The 20,195-nt window shown below is 62.7% G+C and carries 15 protein-coding genes; 4 read left to right on the top strand and 11 right to left on the bottom strand.

Annotated elements, in window-relative coordinates; translation table 11 throughout:
• Nucleotides 1-40 precede the first annotated feature (40 nt).
• The 5 genes from EWR20_RS02710 to EWR20_RS02690 are packed head-to-tail and all read right to left on the bottom strand — an operon-like array spanning nucleotide 41 to nucleotide 5,298.
• A complete protein-coding gene (locus tag EWR20_RS02710) occupies nucleotides 41-898 on the bottom strand; it encodes an anchored repeat-type ABC transporter permease subunit (protein WP_129358757.1) in 858 nt (285 codons plus the stop codon).
• Nucleotides 895-1,656, bottom strand: a complete 762-nt coding sequence (locus tag EWR20_RS02705) for an anchored repeat-type ABC transporter ATP-binding subunit (protein WP_129358755.1) — start codon at nucleotides 1,654-1,656, stop codon at nucleotides 895-897. The genes EWR20_RS02710 and EWR20_RS02705 overlap by 4 nt, the downstream gene beginning before the upstream one ends.
• Complete coding sequence (locus EWR20_RS02700; RefSeq protein ID WP_129358753.1) at nucleotides 1,646-2,641, bottom strand: choice-of-anchor M domain-containing protein; 996 nt, start codon at nucleotides 2,639-2,641, stop codon at nucleotides 1,646-1,648. The genes EWR20_RS02705 and EWR20_RS02700 overlap by 11 nt, the downstream gene beginning before the upstream one ends.
• A 45-nt stretch (nucleotides 2,642-2,686) precedes the next feature.
• A complete protein-coding gene (locus tag EWR20_RS02695; protein ID WP_238147527.1) occupies nucleotides 2,687-4,267 on the bottom strand; it encodes an anchored repeat ABC transporter, substrate-binding protein in 1,581 nt (526 codons plus the stop codon).
• Nucleotides 4,264-5,298: a TIGR03773 family transporter-associated surface protein gene (locus EWR20_RS02690; protein ID WP_165000935.1), complete on the bottom strand. Its 1,035-nt coding sequence runs from the start codon at nucleotides 5,296-5,298 to the stop codon at nucleotides 4,264-4,266. Before EWR20_RS02690 ends, EWR20_RS02695 begins: the two co-directional genes overlap by 4 nt.
• Before the next feature lie 332 nt (nucleotides 5,299-5,630).
• Between EWR20_RS02690 and EWR20_RS02685 the strand changes: the two genes are divergently transcribed.
• From EWR20_RS02685 to hrpB, 3 genes are all read left to right on the top strand, one after another.
• The gene (locus EWR20_RS02685; RefSeq protein ID WP_165000934.1) at nucleotides 5,631-8,513 is read left to right on the top strand and encodes a choice-of-anchor M domain-containing protein; all 2,883 of its coding nucleotides are present in this window, start codon (nucleotides 5,631-5,633) and stop codon (nucleotides 8,511-8,513) included.
• A gap of 160 nt (nucleotides 8,514-8,673) precedes the next feature.
• A complete protein-coding gene (locus tag EWR20_RS02680) occupies nucleotides 8,674-9,612 on the top strand; it encodes an ornithine cyclodeaminase family protein (RefSeq protein WP_129358745.1) in 939 nt (312 codons plus the stop codon).
• Between the two features lie 44 nt (nucleotides 9,613-9,656).
• Complete coding sequence (hrpB, locus tag EWR20_RS02675; RefSeq protein ID WP_238147526.1) at nucleotides 9,657-12,227, top strand: ATP-dependent helicase HrpB; 2,571 nt, start codon at nucleotides 9,657-9,659, stop codon at nucleotides 12,225-12,227.
• Nucleotides 12,228-12,296: 69 nt separating this feature from the next.
• Here the strand turns inward: hrpB and EWR20_RS02670 are convergent, their stop codons facing one another.
• On the bottom strand, nucleotides 12,297-14,537 hold the full coding sequence (locus tag EWR20_RS02670) for a RecQ family ATP-dependent DNA helicase (RefSeq protein WP_129358741.1): 2,241 nt from the start codon (nucleotides 14,535-14,537) through the stop codon (nucleotides 12,297-12,299).
• A 153-nt stretch (nucleotides 14,538-14,690) separates the two neighbouring features.
• Here EWR20_RS02670 and EWR20_RS02665 point away from each other — a divergent pair, with 153 nt between their 5' ends.
• A complete protein-coding gene (locus EWR20_RS02665) occupies nucleotides 14,691-15,419 on the top strand; it encodes a VTT domain-containing protein (protein ID WP_238147525.1) in 729 nt (242 codons plus the stop codon).
• Here the strand turns inward: EWR20_RS02665 and EWR20_RS02660 are convergent.
• The 5 genes from EWR20_RS02660 to EWR20_RS02640 all read right to left on the bottom strand — a co-directional run bounded on the left by EWR20_RS02660 (nucleotide 15,416) and on the right by EWR20_RS02640 (nucleotide 20,097).
• Entirely contained in the window at nucleotides 15,416-16,645 is a 1,230-nt protein-coding gene (locus EWR20_RS02660; RefSeq protein WP_129358739.1) for a cytochrome P450, read from the bottom strand. The genes EWR20_RS02665 and EWR20_RS02660 overlap by 4 nt on opposite strands.
• A complete protein-coding gene (locus tag EWR20_RS02655) occupies nucleotides 16,642-17,688 on the bottom strand; it encodes a polyprenyl synthetase family protein (RefSeq protein ID WP_165000933.1) in 1,047 nt (348 codons plus the stop codon). The genes EWR20_RS02660 and EWR20_RS02655 overlap by 4 nt, the downstream gene beginning before the upstream one ends.
• 130 nt (nucleotides 17,689-17,818) lie before the next feature.
• On the bottom strand, nucleotides 17,819-19,405 hold the full coding sequence (locus EWR20_RS02650) for an FAD-dependent oxidoreductase (protein WP_129358734.1): 1,587 nt from the start codon (nucleotides 19,403-19,405) through the stop codon (nucleotides 17,819-17,821).
• Nucleotides 19,383-19,748, bottom strand: a complete 366-nt coding sequence (locus tag EWR20_RS02645) for a lycopene cyclase domain-containing protein (protein ID WP_129358732.1) — start codon at nucleotides 19,746-19,748, stop codon at nucleotides 19,383-19,385. The genes EWR20_RS02650 and EWR20_RS02645 overlap by 23 nt, the downstream gene beginning before the upstream one ends.
• On the bottom strand, nucleotides 19,741-20,097 hold the full coding sequence (locus EWR20_RS02640) for a lycopene cyclase domain-containing protein (protein WP_129358730.1): 357 nt from the start codon (nucleotides 20,095-20,097) through the stop codon (nucleotides 19,741-19,743). Before EWR20_RS02640 ends, EWR20_RS02645 begins: the two co-directional genes overlap by 8 nt.
• Between the last annotated feature and the right edge of the window lie 98 nt (nucleotides 20,098-20,195).

Genomic DNA, 20,195 nt, shown 5'->3' with positions numbered 1-20,195 from the left:
TGCACGTTTCAGCATGATTCGCGATCGGCTGGCCAGCGTTTCAGACACTCACGGCCGCGCCGCGGGCTCGGCCACGAAGGCCCGCGAGCGCCCAGCAGACGAAGAATCCGGCAACCATCGTAAGAACTATGGTTCCACCGGCGGGAAGATTGATCGACCAGGACATGTACAGCCCGGTCGTGGCGCAGACCGTCCCGAACACGGGGGCGAGGACGAGCATGGAACCGAGTCGCTGGCATAGTAGGCGCGTCGCCGCCGCAGGGATCACGATGAGTGCCAGAACCAGCACGTTGCCGATAGTCTGCAACGAGATGACAACGCTCACGGTCACCACCACGGACAAGAGGATATCCAGCCCCAGAACCGGAAGCCCCGACGCCCGGGCAGTTTCCTTGTCCACGCTGACCGTCACGATCTCCTTGTGAAAGAGCGCCAGGACCAGCAGTAGTCCGGCACCGGCCAGTGTCCCCATCATGACGTCATGGTCGGAGACCCCGACGATAGAGCCGAACAGGAAGTCTTCGACTGAGCCGGAGTAGCCCGGTGCCCGCGAGATGACCACAATGCCCAGGGCAAAGGCACCGGCGAAAAGAATGCCGATGACCGAATCTTCCTTCAGCCGTCGGTTCTGGCTGAAGACGGCGACGAGCACCGCGGTCAGCACACCGGCGACCAGCCCTCCGAGTGCCATGTTCCCGCCGACGACGAAAGCTACCGCGAGTCCGGGAAACACTGAATGGGCCACGGCGTCACCAATGAAGACCATCCCTCGCATCACGACATGGCACCCGACGACGCCGCACACGATCGAGGAGATCACAACGGCCGCCAAAGCCCTCGACAAGAACGTCAGATTCGGGTTGAAGAGGTCACTCGCGAACTCCCACGGGGTAATCATGAGTGTTCCTCCTGAACGTCGGAACGAGTGATTCCACACGACGCCAGGGGACGACCGCGCAACCATGTATTGAGGGAGGCGGCGTCGAGCTCCGACGCCGGAGCATCCACGTCGATGTGCCCCCTCAGCCCGCAGATCCGTGAGCAATCGGTCAGGGCCCCCAGAACATCGTGGGTGCTCATGACGATACCGAGCCCGTCCCTGGCGAGCGCGGTGTACAGCTGGCTGAGCTTGTCCTGGGTCGGGGCGTCGACTCCGGTGAAGGGCTCGTCGAGCAGCAGGAACCGGGGATCGGTCGCGAGCGTCCGTGCGAGGAGCACCCGCTGCCTCTGTCCTCCTGAGAGCTCGCCGATGGAACGACGACGCAGATCGACCAGACCCGTCCGATCCAGGGCTTCATGGACCGCAGCCCAGTCCGCGATTTTCGGTCGACGGAACCACCCGATCCTGCGGGTTCTTCCGATCATCACGGCGTCTTCTACCGTCAGCGGGTAGTCCCACGCGAAGTGGTGCTTCTGCGGCACATAGCCCAATGCGGCACGGGCACGGGCTGGCGCATGGCCCGCGACGGTGATCTTCCCGGCCACCGGTGATACCAACCCCAGTATTGTTCGAAGCAGGGTGGTCTTTCCGGTTCCGTTGGGGCCGATCAGCGCAACGAATTCCCCGGCTCCGACCTCCCAGTCCAGTGAATCGATGACCACACGCCCGCCCAGTGAGACGGTGAGACCGGAGATTTCCAGACGGTTAACGGTCATGGACGCTCCCCGCGTGCCGTCGCCGGTTCAGCGATGCCTTCTTGGCCCGCCGCCCCCTGCCGACCCACAACAGCAGCACGCCTGCCCCGACGAGGATGACGAGGACCAAGACAATCACAGGTGCCGAGAGGGCCTGCGCCTCGTTCTTCGCATCCTCATCGTGGCGGTCCACGTTCTCCGGCGGGCTCGGATCGCCCAGCAGGCCGGCCTTGTCGAACACCTGATTCGGGTCGGTCGAATCGCCGATCGCGAACTGCAGCCGCTGAGTATCGGATACCTCCGTCCCGTCGGAGAGCTTGCCGTGGACCCTGACCGTTACGAAGTACGTTCCGGGTTCGGTGAAAACCCAATTGGCATGGGTGTGTGTGTTGGACGGCACCCAGATGTCCTGAGGTTCCTCCTTGTCGGAATCCCACAGAACCTGGGGGCCTGAAAAATTGCCGTTCTCGAGGTAAAGGTTGAACCGGCCCGGACCTTCCACGCCCTCGAAAGTCAGGGTGGCCCCCGTCCCCAGACGATTCTGTACCTCCGGGTCCTGAGTGTTCCAACCTGGCCAGACGACGCCCTGGGCCTCGGTCTGGGGCACCACGTAAACGTCCTGCCCCGCTGGCACCCCCACGAAGTCGTAGTGGGGGTCGTCCGGGGTAGGCAGCCGAGCCGCGTCCCCGGCGCGGAGCACGACGTCGCTCGGCCGCCGCCATACGGGCTCACGATTGTGGTCGTCGTGGATCATAAGCGCCCACGCGCCGTCCACGAACTTCGGCCCCATATCAACGTGTCCGTGATCGATGACGATCCGCTCGTGTCCGACCTTTTCCTCGGTGGACAGTTTCTGTTCGAGTGCCTTGTCTTCGACGGACTGATTGGCTCTCGCGGAAGGGGTGTCCGACGGATCAGGCAAGGCCAGAGCCTGGCCCAACCCGACCGGGCCGAACGAAAGTGCCAAGGCAAGCACCTGTATCGCGATCTTGTGGTGTTTTCTCATATTCTCTGTGTTCAACGGTTCAGTAGGGAGACTCCCCCGGGTCTCTCAGGGTTCGAGGCACCGGGAAATCGTGGTGGCGTTGGCCCGCATCATGTCTTCGTAGTGAGGCGCCTGCTTGTCCAAAGTGTCCGAATAGAGCTCGCAGACCTCGACGTCGTGCTCACGGGAAACCTGTTGCAGAACATTTCCGCGGCCTATAGTTCCCTTGTCCACGAACACAGCCGGAATGTGCAGGTCTGTGATGGCGCGGGACAAGCGCCGCCGTTGTTGCAAACCGGGTTCGGTGCCGGGGGCCGGTGCCACAAACCCTTCAACTTTCAATCCGTAGGTATCGGCCAGGTAGCCGTAGCCGTCGTGGGTCGTGATCAGGCTGCGGCGTTGCTTCGGGATCGCGTCATAGATCGTGCGGAGTTCCCGGTCCAAACCATCAAGATTCCGCAACAGGTCGCGCGTGTTGGCCTCGAAGAGACTGGCCCGCGAAGGGGCAGCGGCGATCATCTGGTCCCGGATCACCTCGGCGGCGGCCTTCGTATTGGGCACCGAATGCCAGAAGTGAGGGTCGATCTCACCGTGAACGTGTTCGCCGAGGACGGCCTGGGCCAGCAGATAGACCTGCTCGCCCGGGCGACCCAGAAAACGGTACTGGGCGCCTGAGGGCAGCTCCTGCAAGGCCTTGGCCGGAACGGCGATCACGGTTTCGGCCGGGTCGTATTCCTTGGCCCCGTGGTCGGTCTCCGCACGGAGCACCATGCGGCTCTTGGTGAGATCCACGGTGACGTCCACATGGCCGCCGTCGAGTATATGGGCATGCGGCCCGATACTCTCGGCGGCTTCATGCGCGTCCGTGCCCACCGCGAAATACACGGTGGACGGAGGAACATCAACGCCAGGGGCCTGGGCACGGATTTCGACCTCGTGCAGACCGGATTCGGTGAAGCCCCAGGACAGGTGGGTGTGGGCATCCGGAGGCAAGTCGATCGATCCCAAGTCGCCGGTGATGTTACCGTCGGAACGCCGGCGGGCGCCGTCGGCCTCCGAGTCAGCGACCTTCGTGACACGACCGAACGTCCCCGAAACGAACGCAGCCGTATGTCCGCCGCCCTTGATGCGGTCGGTTCGGAACGTCACGCAAGACTCGTCGCTTCTTCCGGCAGAATCCTGCCGCCCGCCTTCTGATCTGAGCCCCAGCCACACTGTGTCCAGGGAGAGGTCCTCCGTCATCGGACGCAGACTCCCCCCGTACTTCTCGATCCTCTCGGCGACGGGGATGGCTCCTTTCGAGCCGTCCGAGAGGTTCGATTGCACCGTGCTACGCAATTTCTGTTGTTCGAGCAACATCCCGTTGGTGAGGGCCAGATCCGCGTACGCAATGTCACGGATGTCCCTCAAACCGGGTTCGTAGGAGTGGGGGTCCGCTCCCGCCGGAACCAGCGATGTCGCACGGGCCTCGCTTCCGCCGATCCTCTGGGCCAGGTCGGCCAGAATGGGTGTCGTCGCGACCACACGCAAAGGCTCGTTACCCGCGGGCGAGGTTCCGGCCGCATTCGGAACCACCGAACATCCGCTCAGCACCCCGCCCGTCACCAGGATCAGAACCGCCACGACTGCGCGAATGCGACCGGTCACGCCCGCCGACGTCCGCCGCGCAGCCCCCACACGATGAGACCGCCGCTGAGTAGCAGCGTCACGCCGTAGAGCGCGTTGACGAGCATGGCGTCTTCAACCGGCCCTGTTTCGGCAAGTTGTCCCGTGCCGGAGGCGGCTTGCTGCGCACCGTTGGTGGAGGCGCTGGCGGCGTTCGTCCCGGAGGTACCGGTGGTTCCGGCTCCGCCCTCCGACGGGCTGCTGTCCGTTCCACCGGTACCCTGCTGGTGGTTGCCGGGATCATGGCCCGCAGCTTTGTTGCCGCTGACTTTGTCGTCACCGGTCCAGCACTCGTCGGGGTAAGCACCGGCACCGGGATTCTTGTGCGCGTCGGTGACGGCAGCCTCGCCGACCGCGAAACGCAGTTTGCTTGTGGAAGTCTTCTGCTCACCGTTCTTGAGCTTCGCGGTGAAGGTCACGGTCGCGGTGTAGGCCCCCGGCTTTGTGAAGACCCAGTTGCCGTGCTGGTGGGTATTGAGGGGGACCTTGTACGCGTTCTGCCCCTTGGTCGAGAACACCGGCGTTGCACCGTTGCCGAAGTTCCCGGTCAAGAAGACGCTCAGATCCCCTGGACCATCGACCGAATCCAGCGACATCGTCACGTCCTCGGCCCCTTGATCGACCAGTGCCGCGTCCTGAGTGTTCCATCCCAACCAGGGCACGTTCGCTTCCTGGCTGGCTCCGATGAGGTAGACCTCCGAGCCTTGTTGTGCAATGTCCTCCATACCCCCCGGCATCTTTTTCTTCGCGGCATCTCCTAGAGCGAATACCAGGTTTTGGCCGGTCTTCCACTGTGCCGGATGGCTCCGGTCATCTTTGACCGCGCTTTTGAGAGTCCCGTCCATCAGCCGGGCCCCGAAATCGAAGTGGCCTTCATGGACGACTTCGACTTCCGGAGCCTGGTTCGACGAGCAGACCTCGGGGCGGTCCGCGGCGATGGCCGATTGCACGGCCAGCGGTTGCGAGACGAGGCCTGCCGCGAGCGCGAGCGAAGTCAGTGAGGTGGCCGCCATGCGACGTCCCCAACGCCGGTTTTGGTGACTGTCATGTACTGAAGATGTGCGATTCATCGAGGTCCTTTCCATGCGACGGGCGACACCGCGGCAGAGAACAGCATGTCGAAATGTTGGCTACTTTATAGTACATAATTAATAAAAATCATTCGCATCTTGAGTTATGGTCGTGCCACTCCCCTTGCGCCACATCGGGTTCGCCGCGGAGAACAAGCGACCGGGCGCGATCTTCCGCCATTTCATCGCAGTCACCCACCTTCTGAGAAAGGACGCCAATGCCCACAGTCAGGAGCCGCTTCTCGGGTCCACGATCGACTCCTCCGCCCTCATCAATGAAAGAATCGACTCGAACGTCTCGCACTGCAAAACCATGGCGTCGAGGAACACAATGGGTCACGGCCTGTTTCGCAGTCCTCGCCCTGGCGCTCGGATCGACGCCCGCGTGGGCGGGTCCCGACGACGGACGCACCGTCACCACCAGGGCGCACGTGGATGCCCCCAAGACGTACTGGAAGAACGGTCATTTCACGCTCTTCAACGAGTACAGGGGACAGGAACTGCCGTTGGAATCGACCGTCGCATGGGTTGGCAAAGGCTGGAACCGCTCCGGAAAGAATCAATACCAGTTCACGGTTCCGGACAGCCCGAACCTCGACTTCCTGAAAGGGGCCGGCAAGACCTGGTACATGGCGCCCGGTCTGCCGATCAACAACCACGACCCCATTTGGATGGGCTTCGGTGCGGACACCGACATCCCAGTGGAGAAATTCCGCGACAAATCGTTCTTCCTCGATCTACTCTCGGTCGATGGGCCGGGCCGCGTCGAAATGCTCAAGTACACGGCCGACAATTACCCTCAAGACGTCGTCCGTTTGCTGAGCTCATCCGACGAAGGGTGGCACTTCCAACGCCTCGTGCCCGGCAGACACACTCACAACGAAACCCTCTACTCCAGACCGGGTCGCTACGAGCTGACCTACCGGACCGTGGCCCGTGGTACGGACGGAAGTACCATCCAGTCCAAGCCGACCACCATGGTGGTCCAGGTCGGCGGGCGGAAACCGTTGGAGGGTGCCACCGCTCCTCTCAAGGAGAGTTTCGACAAAGCCTCGGACGCGGGGTTGGACACCGCAAATTATCGATTGGCCGTTTCTCCCCACGCGGGCGAGAAGAATGACGGCGACGAGAAACTCAGCACAATATCCTTCGAGGCCGGAAAACCGGTCGAGGGCACCCTGACACTTTACAATCAGGGCTACTTCCTGACCGACCTGCCTGTGGAGAACGGCAAGGCATCCTGGGATGAGCTCATGGGTTTCGAGGATTCGTCCCTCCAGGGCATCTTCGTTCCCAAAGACGGTTCCGCGCCGCGTTGGATCAGCCCCGAATTGAAGTACGCCCCCGGCAAGCAGGCCCACGTCTCTTCCGATCAGGGCCACGGTGACTGGCCCGACAAGCACCCTGACCCGGCAAATACCGCATCGCCGACCAAACGCCACACCCCCGAGCGCACCGACTACACGATCGAGTTGACCCCGGTCGAGGAATATGGGCACACCAAGGTCACGGTCCGGTTCAAGGACCCGAAGTTCCGCGGTGTGGTCACCGGCGGGATCTACGACAACGCCGACTCTAAGCATCCGACGTCGACCTTTGAAACTCAGGTCACGGATGGCGTCGGGACCGCGTTCTACGAGACCGATTTCATCGAAGAATCCAGCGTTTTCCGAAGCACCGTCACACCCCACCCGGATATGAACGCCTTCGCCGATGCACGGCTGCTCGAGGGCCCTGTCACCAAGGACAAACCGCAGTCGATCACCGGGTCCCTGACGCTCGACCAGTCCTCCGACACGGATTCCCCGCAACCTGAGCCTTCGGCATCCGCGCCCCCAACCGTCGCACCCGGACCTTATCCTTCGGACCGGCCGGGCGATCCCAAACCGAAAGAGCCCTCGAACGACGACAAATGCGTGGATCCCGACCTCGATCGACGTCTGGCCTTGGACGACGGACACGTTGACATCGTCGGAAAGGGATCGAGCAACGGGCTTTCGATTGCCCTGAGCGACGAGACGGGCCAACACAGCAAAGGCACGGTTGAACGCAACCTGAATGACGTCAAATTCATGGTCTCGAACCATGCCCGCCACAAGAGGAACGGCAGCGCGATGAAGGACCCGGCACTGGATTTCATCGGCCCCGAAGGTTCGGAATTCTATGGTCTGTCCCAGACGCAGAGCCCGGGAATCATCTGGCCCGGGTACAACACCCAAGGCATCGATTTTCCGACCTTCGACCAGAACGGCGTGAACCTGACCATCAAGCCCACCCAGATGCCGAAGGACGCACACTTCGGAATGTTCTCGGACGGAAATCTGGGAGGCAAGGTCAACGTGATGCTCGACTCCACGAAGAACAAGACCGACATCAACATCACCTACGGAACACATGCCCACGCAAACTGGGTCTTTACCAAACCGGGTGTCTATTCCTTTGATGTCTCCTACTCCGGGAAGAGCAGGGGCGGCACGTCAGTCCGCTCGGATACGCAGAACCTGCGGGTTGTCGTCGGGAATCCCACGGGTGATCAGTGCGGTACCGGATCGACCGGTACCGGGGCCGGATCTGGTTATGACCATAAAACGGACAATACCCATGGGAAGGACGCCGAGGGTCAGCCCGATTCCGACCACTCCGGTAGCCACACCGATCATCATGGGGGCGCTTCCTCCGGGGATGGCGGTAAGAGCAATCTGGGGACCAACGGTGACGGTATGCACAATGGCGGCTCCGACAGCGAGGGCTCAGGAAACAGCGGTTCCGGCAGCGGCACTCGCGTTTCCGGCTCCGTGGTCAGTCCGGGGCCGCAGACATCGCTTGGGCGTGCCGCCGGAATTCCGCTAACCACGGCAAATACGTCGGATCCCGCGATGCACGCTGGGAGCAGCCACGTCTTCGATTCCGAATCCGGCACGTCGCTTCCCGAGGGCCACGGAGAATCGGAGGATCACGGGATCGCCAACGGGCACCTCTTCGGCTCGAGGCCGCCACACGGCCCTTCGGCCCAGGCCGGAGGTTCGTTGGCCAAGACAGGCACATCGATCAATATCCCCCGAGCCGTCACGATCTGCACCCTGCTGCTCGGCTCGACACTCGTCGCAGTGACGGCGTACCGACGACGCCAGAACGCTCGGACGGATGCCGAGACCTGATCCTTCGGCCGGCTCCTCGCCAGAGGGGCCGGCCTTTTCGATCGCCCGCGGAATCTCCATCCCTTTTTGAGGGCACACGATCTCCAAGAGATCGGTAGACTCACGTGTGCAGACAGACGCGCTAGTCGGCCCGCAGGCAAGAGCGAGCCGTGGAGGATCAATGTCCGAATTGGCATCGCCCGACATCAGAAACATCAACGCCGAACAAGTGTTGGCTCATCTGCCGATGAGAGCCGCGGTGGACGCCCTGAAGCAAGCGCTTCTCCAGGGTTATGATCCGGCACAGGCGCACCCCCGCACTTCGGCGAAGCTACTCCACGGCGAATTCTTGATGATGCCCGGTGAGTTCGGCGACTACGCCGGCATCAAGATCCTGACTGTAGGGCCGGAGAACCCCAGTAATGGAATTCCTCTGATTCAGGGCAATTACATGCTCTTCGATTCGGAGTCTCTGACCCCGCTGGCAGTGATCGACGGCGTGGCATTGACCGCAATTCGCACCCCTGCCGTCTCGGCGCTGGGCATCGAAATGTTGGCCGCTCCCGGTGCAAGCCGGCTCGTGGTGTTCGGGACGGGACCTCAGGCCGAATATCACGTTCGGGCGGCCGCGGCGGTTCGGGAAATCTCCAGCGTCAAGGTCGTCGGAAGGAGCGCCAACAAGACGGGGCGCCTCGTGGAAACGCTGATAGCTGAGGGCTTCAATGCCAAGGCGGGCACCGCGGAGGATGTCGCCCAGGCCGACATTATCGCTTGTTGCACGAGCGCCAAAGAACCGCTTTTCGATGGTGAAACCGTGCAGGATGGCGCAGTCGTCGTCGCAATGGGCTCGCACACACCGGATGCGCGAGAGACAGACGATGCTCTGGCCCGACGCGCTGCATTCTACGTCGAGGACGTGGAAACGGCGTTGCGGGAAGCGGGGGACGCCGTCATCGCGATCGAACGGCACCTCATCCGCCGTGGAGATCTGCACGACCTTTCCTCGCTCGTACTCGACGGGAAACGCGATCCGTCTCGACCCGCGTTGTTCAAGACCGTCGGAATGGGATGGCAGGACCTCGTCACCGCGAAGGCCCTGTTCGAGAATCTCCCGGGCTAGGTTCACCGTTTTGTGTCGCGGTATCCGAGAGGCACACTGACTCGGTGAGCATCTTCGACCTCGAAACCATGAGCGCCACCCTGCCTGCCGCGGGGCTCTTGCCCTCGCTGGGCACCTCGAGCAACGCCCGAGGAACAATCCGGGCCGTGGTCGAAGCGCCACCGGGTACGGGCAAGACGACTCTGGTTCCGCCGTACATGGCCAATTGGATCCACGAGCAGGCCGTCCGTGGCGAGGTCCCAGAACGAGTCGTGGTGACCCAGCCGCGGCGCATAGCAGCCCGTTCCGCCGCTCATCGCCTGGCGCAGCTGTCGAAGAGCAGCATCGGCGAACACGTTGGTTACACGGTCCGAGGCGAACGCAAAGTCTCCGCCTCAACACGCGTGGAATTCGTGACGACGGGCGTGCTCCTCAGACGACTCATCCACGATCCCGCATTGGCCAATGTCTCCTGTGTGATCCTCGACGAGGTCCACGAGCGTCATCTCGACTCCGATTTGGCCTTCGGCATGCTCAGACAACTGGCTGAGCTCCGTGACGATCTCTCGCTGATCGCGATGTCCGCAACGCTGGACGCCGCACAGTGGGCCAAGCTTTTGGGCGATGACGGCGCCCCCGTTCCGATCGCGTCCGTGGCGAGCACCGCATTCCCGCTCACTGAGTTATGGGCGCCTCCCCCTGCAACGACCTTCGACGCACGCGGCGTGACACCCGATTTTCTGCGACACGTGGCCGCGACGGTCGAACGTCATCGGATCGACGTCGACGGTGACGTTCTGGTTTTCTTGCCGGGTGCCCGAGAGATCGACCGCGTGGCCGGGGACCTCAGGAATCGTTTGGGCCGTGACGCCGAGGTGCTGACGCTCATGGGCAGGACTCTTCCTCGTGAGCAGGACCGCATCTTGAAAGGTTCATTGGGTGGGCCGCAACGCATTGTGCTGTCCACAAATGTCGCCGAATCGGCCGTGACGGTTCCCGGGGTCCGGCTCGTCGTCGACGCCGGGCTGGACCGGCAGCAACGACTCGACGCTATGCGCGGAATGAGCGGCCTGGTGACCGTCGGTGCCTCGAAAGCGGCGATGGCCCAGCGTGCGGGCCGTGCCGCCCGCGAGGGCCCGGGCGTCGTCGTGCGGTGCCTGAGCTCCGCAGATTTCGCGGCACGACCTGCAACGACGCCACCCGAGATTGTCACGAGCGATCTGACCGCCGCGACGCTCGACCTCGCGTGCTGGGGTGCCCCGGGCGGAGCCGGGCTCAGGCTGCCGGATCCGCTTCCGGAACGCGCCCATACGAACGCGCGTGAGGTCCTGCACGCTCTCGGCGCCATCGACGACGGCGAGCGCGCGACCGAACTGGGCCGCAAACTCGCGAGCGTGCCCGCGGACCCACGGTTGGCGCGCGCACTGTTCGACGGTGCGCCGTTGGTCGGTTCGCGCTCCGCCGCAGAAATCGTGGGTGCCCTAGGATCGGATCATCGCGCACCGGGCTCCGACATTTGGCGTCTCATCTGCGCTCTGAGACGTGAAGGGGACGCGACATGGCGGCACGAGGTGCGGCGCCTCGAGAACGAGGTTGCAACCGCACCAGATTCGACTCCAGCGACCGAATCCGACGCCGCTTTGGTCACGGCGCTGGCCTTCCCGGACCGGATCGCTCGCCTGAGAGCGGCGGGAAGCGACGACTATCTCATGGCCTCGGGAACGGGAGCGTCACTTCCTCATGGTTCGTCTCTCAGGGGACAGGAATGGCTCGCGGTCGCGGAGGTCGGACTGGCCAACGGGCACCCGCTCATCAGGGCCGCTTCCGTTCTGGACTTCGACGCTGCCCAGCTGGCGGGCGCTGAGCTCCTCCAAGAGGGTGAAATAGCGGTCTTTGATCCCACCGGGGGCGCTCACAAGGTCACCTCTCGTCGGGTCAAAGCGCTCGGGTCCATCGAGTTGTCCTCGACGCCGTGCAAACCATCACAAGAAGCCGGACGCGCGGCGGTCGCAAAGGCATTGGCCAAGCATGGGCTGCGGGAAGTTCTGAAGCCCAAAGATTCCTTCGATTCGCTTCGGGCCCGGATGGGCCTTCTGCATGCAGTCTTCGGTGCGCCGTGGCCGGATGTCAGGCTCGAGATGCTCTCGCACCGGGCCGAAGAGTGGCTGGGAAACCGACTCGACGTCATCGCTTCCGGCGGATCGCCCCACAACATCGATGTGGCTTCTGCCCTGCGGGGTTTGATGCCGTGGCCGGAGGCCGCGCACTTCGACGAGTTGGTCCCGGAACGCATTCTGGTCCCCAGCGGCTCACACGTGCGGCTCCAATGGCCCGAGCCGGAGGAGCATGACCGTGGGCAGACCGTCCCGCCCGTCCTTGCCGTGAAATTACAAGAATGTTTTGGATGGGCAACCGGTCCCTCGGTCTGCGACGGCCGCGTACCGGTGACGCTGCATTTGCTCTCCCCCGCACGCCGGCCGCTGGCAGTCACCCAGGATCTCACCAATTTTTGGGAACGAGTATATCCACAAGTCCGGGCGGAGAACCGTGGCAGATACATCAAACACCCGTGGCCGGAGGATCCGTGGAACGCACCGGCCACGGCGAAGACCAAGAACGCCTCGCGGAAAAGATAGTTCCGCGCTCCGGTCGGCTGAATGCGCCTTCTCATGGTGTGTCCTCGCGCTGACCCTCGGATTCGGCTCTCACCCCTGCAATGCGAGGGCAAACGGTAGGACTCCGCTCGCACCCGCGCGGCGAACCTCCCTAGCGGCGATGGTCATAGTCCAGCGGGAATCGATGAGGTCATCGACTAGGAGGACCGGACCATTCTGATCGCGGATCCGATCCGCAAGTTCTGGCCCCACGTGGAACCTGCCCCATATGGCCGCAACGGAGAATGCGCTGTTGCCGCCTCCTTGTCCGGATGATGTGGCGGCATCAGGTGCGAGATCGAGCTCCCCCAGGTACGGAAGCCTGCCGGCCTCAGCCAGGCCACGCGCCAGCGATCCGGTCAGACGGGGTCTGGTGGTCGACGGGATGGAGACGACTCCGGCTGGGCGGACGGACCAGTCCCACTCGGCCAAGACCGCGACGCATGCCTTGCCCAAATCTGCGGGAACCTCGGTGTCGATCGGGGCTCCTCTTTCGTCACGCACAAATACCTCACGCAGGCGGTTGCCCCAACCGAGGTCGGTGAGCCGCGCCAAGGCTCGCCCTCTGTGAAACCGCTCGTCCTCGGGGATTTTGCCTTTGTGATCGATTCCGAGTTTGGGCAACCCGCTGGGCCACTGAGCCCGAGGTTCGACCGGAACGCCCACGCGGATCAGGCCGTGCTTGGCTCGACGGGATGCCTCTTCGTCCACATTCTCGGGGTACCAGGGACCGGCGCAGACATCGCATCGTCCACAAGGGCGTGCGGTCCGGTCGTCAAGCTGATCGGCCAGGAACTGCATGCGGCACATCCGTCCGGCCTCGTAGTCCAGCATGGCGTCTTGTTCCCGGCGCCGAGCCTCGGCAATGCGCTCGTACCGTTCAGCATCGTAGCTCCACGGCCTTCCCGTTGCTGTCCACCCTCCCTGCGTCCGCTCGACGGCGTCCTCTACCGCGAGGACTTTCAGCAAGAGTTCCAACGAGGTCCGCTTGACGTTGACCGCCGATTCCAGGGCCGCGACGGACAGGGCGCCCGAGGATTTTCCCAAGGCATCCAGAATGGCCTCCGCATTCTCCCGCGTGGGCATGGACGCGGTGGCGAAGTACTTCCAGATCTCCGGGTCCTCCCGCCCGGGCAGCAGGAGGACGTCCGCACTGTCGGTCGCGCGACCTGCGCGGCCAACTTGCTGATAATAGGCGACCGGGGATGAAGGCGCACCGAGGTGAACCACGAACCCCAGATCCGGTTTATCAAAGCCCATTCCCAGCGCACTGGTAGCGACGAGGGTCTTGACCTTATTGGCCTTGAGCTCTTCCTCGGCCGCTTCGCGCTCGACCGTATCCGTACGTCCGGTGTAGGCCCTGACGTGGTAACCGGACTCGCTCAGGATCCGGGCGGTGTCTTCTGCTGCGGAAACGGTCAGTGCGTAAACGATTCCGCTGCCGGGCAAATCTTTCAAGTGCTCGATCAGCCAGGCGATACGCGATGCGTTGTCCGGCAGAGTCAGCACGCCCAGACGCAGGCTTTCTCGGGACAGCGGCCCCCTGAGAGTGAAGACGCCATCCGCTGGCTTGGTTGATCCGGCCGGCGACTGCGTGGTCACTGCGTTCTCCCCAGGTCCTAGGGGATGTTCGGTTTCCCGGGACCCGAGAGGCCGTGGGGCGTTGACATCCAACTGCTCCTGTACATCCGTTACCACTCGCTCATTGGCCGTGGCCGTGGTCGCCAAGACCGGCACCGACTGAGGCAAGCCGCCGATCACATCCTTGATTCTCCGGTAATCGGGGCGGAAATCGTGCCCCCAGTCCGAGATGCAATGTGCCTCGTCGATCACCAGAAGGGAGCACGTATTCATCAATGTGGGCATCCACTCGTCACGGAACCGGGGGTTATTCAAACGCTCCGGACTGACCAGCAGGACATCGAGTTCGCCTGCTCGAATATGGTCACGGATCTCGTTCCATTCGGTGGCGTTGGCCGAATTCACTGCGGCCGCCCGCACACCGGCTCGTTCGGCGGCCGAGACTTGGTCTCTCATCAAGGCGAGCAAGGGGGAGATGATGAGCGCCGGGCCCCCGCCGAGTTCCCTCATGAGCAATGACGAGATGAAGTAAACGGCAGATTTGCCCCAGCCGGTGCGCTGAACCACGAGAGCTCGTGCACGATCCTGCACGAGAGCGCGGATGGATTCGAACTGACCTGGGTGGAAATTAGCTTCCTCGTTTCCGGTCAAGGCACGAAGATGCTGCCGAGCGCGATCGTAAAGTTCTGAGGCGGAAGGTGCAACGGTCATGCATCCAGTCTGGCAGGTCCGAGAACCCTCCCGAACGCGCCTGTGGACAAGCCCCCGCCCCAGGAGCTTCACGAACCGGCCCACAGTCGGCACACAGGTTCCCTACAGTAGACTGAAGCCTGCGTTCCCCTCGATTCGATACAAGGTAGCTTCATGTCAGCCATTGCGGACCTCAGCATTCAGATGCCCCAGCACCTCCACGCGCTGAGTGCACTGCCGACCCCGAGTCTCGGTCTTCTGGGGTTCAACCTCGAAGATGTTCTGGCCAATGCGGGCCCCTGGGTTCTGGGACTCGTGAGTCTGATCATCTTCATCGAATCAGGGGTGCTCTTCCCATTCTTGCCGGGCGACTCTCTCCTTTTCACAACCGGCCTTCTTCACGAGCAGCTCGGATTGAATCTCTGGATTCTGTTGGTCTGCGTGAGCATCGCAGCGATCCTGGGCGACCAGGTCGGGTACATGCTCGGCCACTACTTCGGACGCAAGATATTCTCCCAGCACGGGAAAATTCTCAATTACGAGAATCTGGATCGCGCGCACAACTTCTTCAACCGTTACGGCGGCAAAGCCCTGGTCTTGGCGCGATTCGTGCCGATCGTGCGCACCTTCGTTCCTTTGACCGCGGGAATGGCCAAATATCGCTATGCCGACTTCGCCAAGTGGAATATCTCGGGTGCGTTGCTCTGGTGCTTCTTGCTGACTTTCGCGGGAGTCTGGCTGGGAAACGTCACGTGGATCCGCGACAACGTCGACATGATCGTCATCGTCCTGGTTCTCGTTTCCGTCATTCCCATCGCGATCGAGGTCATGCGCGAACGTAAGAAAGCCCAGCGTCGCGAGGCTTCATCGAGCAACGACACCAACGGCAATTCCGAGGCCTAGGCCTCTTCCCGCGCACGGCCTCCGACGTTGAGGACGAGACCCCGGAGCCGATAGCCGGCAATCACAGAGTCCCATTCGACCACCGGCTCCTGCACGATCTCGGGATCGAGGGCCAAGAGCCGGATCAGCAGAGCGTCCGTCTCCCGAATGGCCAAATTCTCACCCGGGCATTTGTGCGAACCGGCTCCGAAACTCATTCCGGCGGCCTTGGCCCCGCCCGTGCCTCGGTCGGGGTCTATCGCGAACGGGCATTCGCCGGCCAGTTCCGGATCGACGTTGACCGCTCGGACGTCGATGTCCACGAGGTCACCGTTCGCAAAACCCTCGGGCGCCTCTTCCTCGGAAACAACCCTGCGGTAGAGATGGCCCACAACAGGTTCGAGACGAATGATCTCTCGCAGCATTCGTTCTCGCTCCGGCCGGTTGGCTGCAACGTAGCGGCCCCGCAGTTCTGGGTCGCGCAGCATATGCCAACAGGCCATCACCATGAACTCGCGGGTCGTGACCATTCCAGCGGTCCCGTAGGTCATGGACTCGACCAGGATGTCGAAGCGGCTGGCTCCGGAGCTCATGAGATGGCCCATCACGTCGGGCTGAGGATTGCGCCGGTGCTGTGAGATAGCCGGCGCAACGTCCCAGATGTACAGGGCGGCGACCGCGCGCAGCCCCCGGACCGCTGCCAGCGCCCAGTCCCGACGACGCCGCCCCAGGTCAGGGAGGGAATAGTCCGCGGGCGGTTGGCGGAAGAACAATTCAAGCCTCCGTGCGAGCCCGCGTGTTGACGAAGCCGTGAGGCCAACGATCTCCGCCGCGACGGCGACCGAGTAATGGAGGCTGACGTCATCGAGGCGGAACGTTCCGCGGCTCACCAACGCGTCAATCGCAGCTGAAGCTTTTGCGTCGATGTCCGCGGTGTAGCGCTTGTCGATCGTCGCGGGGGCGAAGAATCGTGCCAATTCGCGGCGTTGTTGGTCGTGCAGTTCCCCGTCCGAGATGAGGAGCGGACGTCTGCGAAACAGTCGATCCGGAATCCGTTCGGCGGTGAAGCCCGCTTGAAGTGATGCGCGCCCGGCCCGCAGGAATCCACGGGCCGCATCATAGGACCCGACCACCACGCGATATTTCTCGCGCCGTAGCCCATGTACCGGGCACCGCGGCTCGTCTGCAGGCCTGGCCCACCTCTGGTTCTCGTCCGCCCTGGAGGCATCACGTTCCGAAAACGTCATGAAACCCTCGAGGCGCTGTACCTGGTCATGTCGGTGAGGGTCGCGACGAGGGCGCTCGGAGCCCCGGAGGAGGCGATACGTTTCTCCAGAGAACACGCGGCGTCGTGGATCAACTGCTCAACGCGATCACGGGCTCCGGAGGCCAGCAAAGCCTCACGGATCGTCTCCGCGTCCTCGGGACGCAGGTCGGGATTGCCGAAATACGGCTCGGCCGCGCTCCACGCCTCATGTGATCGAGCGAAAGCAACCAGAAGTGTCTGCTTGCCTTCCCTCAGATCCGACATCACGGATTTGCCGGTTCTCGACTCGTTGCCGAAAACACCCAGAAGATCGTCCCGCAACTGATAAATGGACCCCAGGTCCCCGCCGATTCGTGCGAGCGACTCGGTGAGCCGCGGATCAGCCCCGGCGAGAACCGCACCGACCCGAAGGGGCAGTTCGAAGGAATAGACCGCGGTCTTGTCCTTCATCATCCCGAGAATGCTGGAAGTAGACGGCGTTCGAGCCGCCATGGTGAGCCACACGTCAGCGTGTTCTCCCCCGGCACTGCGAAGAATGGCCTCGTCGTACATATCCAAGGTCAACAAGCGCCGCTCTTCGGGCACATCGAGGCGCGAGAGAAGGCCTTGAGCGAGAGACAAAAGGATGTCACCGGCCAGGATCGCGGAGGCCTTGCCCCAGGTTTCCGCTTCCTGAGCGGAGCTTCCCCGTGCGGAGGCGTCAGCGTGGAATCGACCATAGATATTCGGCGCCCCACGTCGGAACAAGTCCCCGTCGATGACGTCGTCGTGCGCAAGAAGCGCGAGATGGAGAAGCTCCGAGGCGCAGGCGGCTTCCACGGCTTCCCCAGTATCCTCTCCGCCCAAGTCGTGGAATGCGCGGAGGAGCAGGAGGGGGCGTACTTTCTTGCCGTTGAGCGCCATGGCTTCCATGCAGTCAAAGAGGTCCTTGAAGGGACCCGTCATCGAGGGCACCTTCCGGGCGGCGGCCGTGAGAACTTCTTTGAGGCGCCGGTCGACGGCCTCGAGGTCCCCGTCGTTCACGGGGATCCCACTTTTTTGCCTTTGGCCTGAGCCGGTGGTCGGTGACGCTGAGTTCATTGTTCTTCCGTGTGGTTCATGGTTCAGGATTATGTCCGGTCCCCGTTGGGGGCACGGATCGTGCGCCGCACGGCTATGCGTCACCTCCCCGAGAGCGTGGCCTGCCTCGGGTCACGAGACGACGTGCTCGTCGGCCGGAATCCAGTAGTTTTCTCAGTGTCCGCGGATAAGCGTGCCGGGAAGCCAACGGCGGGGTCCACAGCTCGTGTCCCTGAACCGCCCAACCTTCCAGGAGGGCATTCGCCGCTTGCCACCCCGTGGTCGCGGCCCGCTCCATTAGAGCGACGGGATATTCGCACCGAATCGTGTCTCCCGCCAGCACGAGGGACGGATGTGGAGTCCGAACTTCTGGGCGGTCCTCCCAGGGCTCGAGGCCGACCAACGGACAGTCGTTCTCGATGAGGAGCACATCGTCCATGATCGAAGCGGTGCGCGTCTCCGGGTAGACCCGTGAGAGCTCGTCCCGGAGCCTGCGCTGAAGAGATGGCTCGTCCACGGGCTCGTCAAGCGCATATGCGTGTAGCTCGACGACGCTGCCACCGTGTTCTTCGGACCAGCGCGCCGCTCCTGTCTCGAAGCGTTCAAGGACGCTCACGTTATCCAGCGGCCCGAACCCGGTCGTTCCGAGGAACGCGGGACGATTCGACCCGACCGGCCGGTCCAGCCATAACCTCCACACGGCAAAGGGCGGCGCCTGTCGAATACCGCGCATCCGATCGAACCATTGAGGGGCATCGATCCCCGTGGTCTCCGTGCCCAAGCGACGCGTCGCGGCAGGGCCTGCCGCGAGCACGACGGCGTCGTAGTCCTCGCTCGTACCGTCGCCCATCAGAGCCCTCGCCCCCTGGGACTTCATGTCCAAGGATTCGACGCTGGTCCCGCGCCATTGAACGCCCAGCCCGGACAAATAATCCCGCAGTGGTGACCAGAGTGCCGTATCGAAATCGTCGGAAGCCGTGTCGAAAAGCAGCCCTTCGGATGATCCCAGGAAATAGGTGTGGAACATGGCCAGCATTTCCCCCGCCGCGAATTCCGTGGGCTTGGCGAAGAAACTGCGCGCAAAGACTTCTAGGGCAAGATGACGGGCTCGCTCAGGAAAGCCCAGGCGGTCCAGGAAATCCTGGGCGCTCTGGCCATCATGTTGACGGTAGGTTTCCGGGAAATCGACGTCCAGAAGTGACAGAGCGGCGTCCAGATCCACCCCGAGCAGATCTCGGGCGCGAAAGCTCGGACTCTGCACCACGAATCCGATGAAACTCCAGGGAGGAGTGCGGGGGATCTTCGCGAAGGAATCGGCCAGTCCGTCCGAGGAACGCAGAGGGTAGTCGGGAACGGCACGCAACGGACTCGGGCTCTTGGACGGTATCCGTTCCAAGAGGGAACGCAAGTTGTAGTACTGCCGGAAGAACGCGTGGAAGCCCCGGCTCATGGTGACCGTGCCCGAGGCCCCCTCGACAGTCCACGACCTCACGCGACCGCCGAGCTGGGGCTGCGGCTCGGCCACAGTGACGTGGATGCCTCTTTCGGCCAAGCCCGTCGCGGCGGACAAGCCGGCTATCCCTCCGCCTATGACCAGGACATGCCGCTCGGCGTCGGGACCCAGGGTTCCGGGGGTCGCCTCAATTCGTTGTGCGTGCTTATCGCGAATGGTGGGGGTCATGTGCCGCTTCCTCTTCTCGTGAGCCTGGGCGTGCTGAGCGAGATGAGCCGCTCCGAGAGGTCCATAGCATCAGGGTCAATGTGATGACGGCGAATCCGAAACCGAAATCCTCGATCGGAATGTCGAACGGCCAGCGAATCCCCAAGAATTCGTCCGGTGCATACCGCACGATCGGATTCGACAGACGGGTCAGGAAACCATCCATCGGGATCTGGAAAGAAACCATCACGATGATCGAGAGCCAGTACTTCACGGTGCGGAAGATGCCCGTTCTGAGCCAAAACAGCTCAAGAGCGATGACGACCAACATCGTCAGAACGGTTCCGATGGTGTATTCAAGCACGGTCGCCGCCACCTTTCCGGCGGGCTATCAGCCGACGGATGAGTTCAAGGACTCTCCCGATCGCTTCAAAGGTGAGAATCGCACAAATGGGAATGGCAACGAAGAAGGCAACTTCCTCAAGCGGCAGGGCACCCAAGAGGTCGATTCCCAATGTCTGCACAGGGTCATAGGTCCAATACCCCCGGGCGACTGCCACGGCGTCCCAGATGGAAAAGATGATGACGACCGGAAGCAACGAGAGGATCAATCGAAGCGGACTTCGGTAGACCTTGAGTCGGAAAACGAATTCCAAGGGAAACGTGAGCGCGAGGCACAGCACCAGGACGACGACGTAAGTCCACTCGGCCATTAGGCGCGTCCGTCAAGTTCTTCGCATGACGACGACGCGACAAGCTCCCCCTCGAACCGGCTGGCGTCAAACATAACAACACCGTACCAAATAGCTCC

The sequence above is a fragment of the Rothia uropygioeca genome, from assembly GCF_004136585.1.
Classification (GTDB): Bacteria; Actinomycetota; Actinomycetes; order Actinomycetales; family Micrococcaceae; genus Rothia.
Note: the sequence above shows the minus strand (reverse complement) of the source record. Positions and strands in the feature narration are given on the sequence as shown.

Coding starts and splice junctions, on each gene's coding strand:
- EWR20_RS02685 (WP_165000934.1), top strand. CDS start 5,631: ATGAAAGAATCGACTCGAACGTCTCGCACTGCAAAACCATGGCGTCGA.
- EWR20_RS02650 (WP_129358734.1), bottom strand. CDS start 19,405: ATGACCCCCACCATTCGCGATAAGCACGCACAACGAATTGAGGCGACC.
- EWR20_RS02690 (WP_165000935.1), bottom strand. CDS start 5,298: ATGGCGGCCACCTCACTGACTTCGCTCGCGCTCGCGGCAGGCCTCGTC.
- EWR20_RS02710 (WP_129358757.1), bottom strand. CDS start 898: ATGATTACCCCGTGGGAGTTCGCGAGTGACCTCTTCAACCCGAATCTG.
- EWR20_RS02665 (WP_238147525.1), top strand. CDS start 14,691: ATGTCAGCCATTGCGGACCTCAGCATTCAGATGCCCCAGCACCTCCAC.
- EWR20_RS02670 (WP_129358741.1), bottom strand. CDS start 14,537: ATGACCGTTGCACCTTCCGCCTCAGAACTTTACGATCGCGCTCGGCAG.
- EWR20_RS02705 (WP_129358755.1), bottom strand. CDS start 1,656: ATGACCGTTAACCGTCTGGAAATCTCCGGTCTCACCGTCTCACTGGGC.
- EWR20_RS02640 (WP_129358730.1), bottom strand. CDS start 20,097: ATGGCCGAGTGGACTTACGTCGTCGTCCTGGTGCTGTGCCTCGCGCTC.
- EWR20_RS02660 (WP_129358739.1), bottom strand. CDS start 16,645: ATGACGTTTTCGGAACGTGATGCCTCCAGGGCGGACGAGAACCAGAGG.
- EWR20_RS02680 (WP_129358745.1), top strand. CDS start 8,674: ATGTCCGAATTGGCATCGCCCGACATCAGAAACATCAACGCCGAACAA.
- EWR20_RS02700 (WP_129358753.1), bottom strand. CDS start 2,641: ATGAGAAAACACCACAAGATCGCGATACAGGTGCTTGCCTTGGCACTT.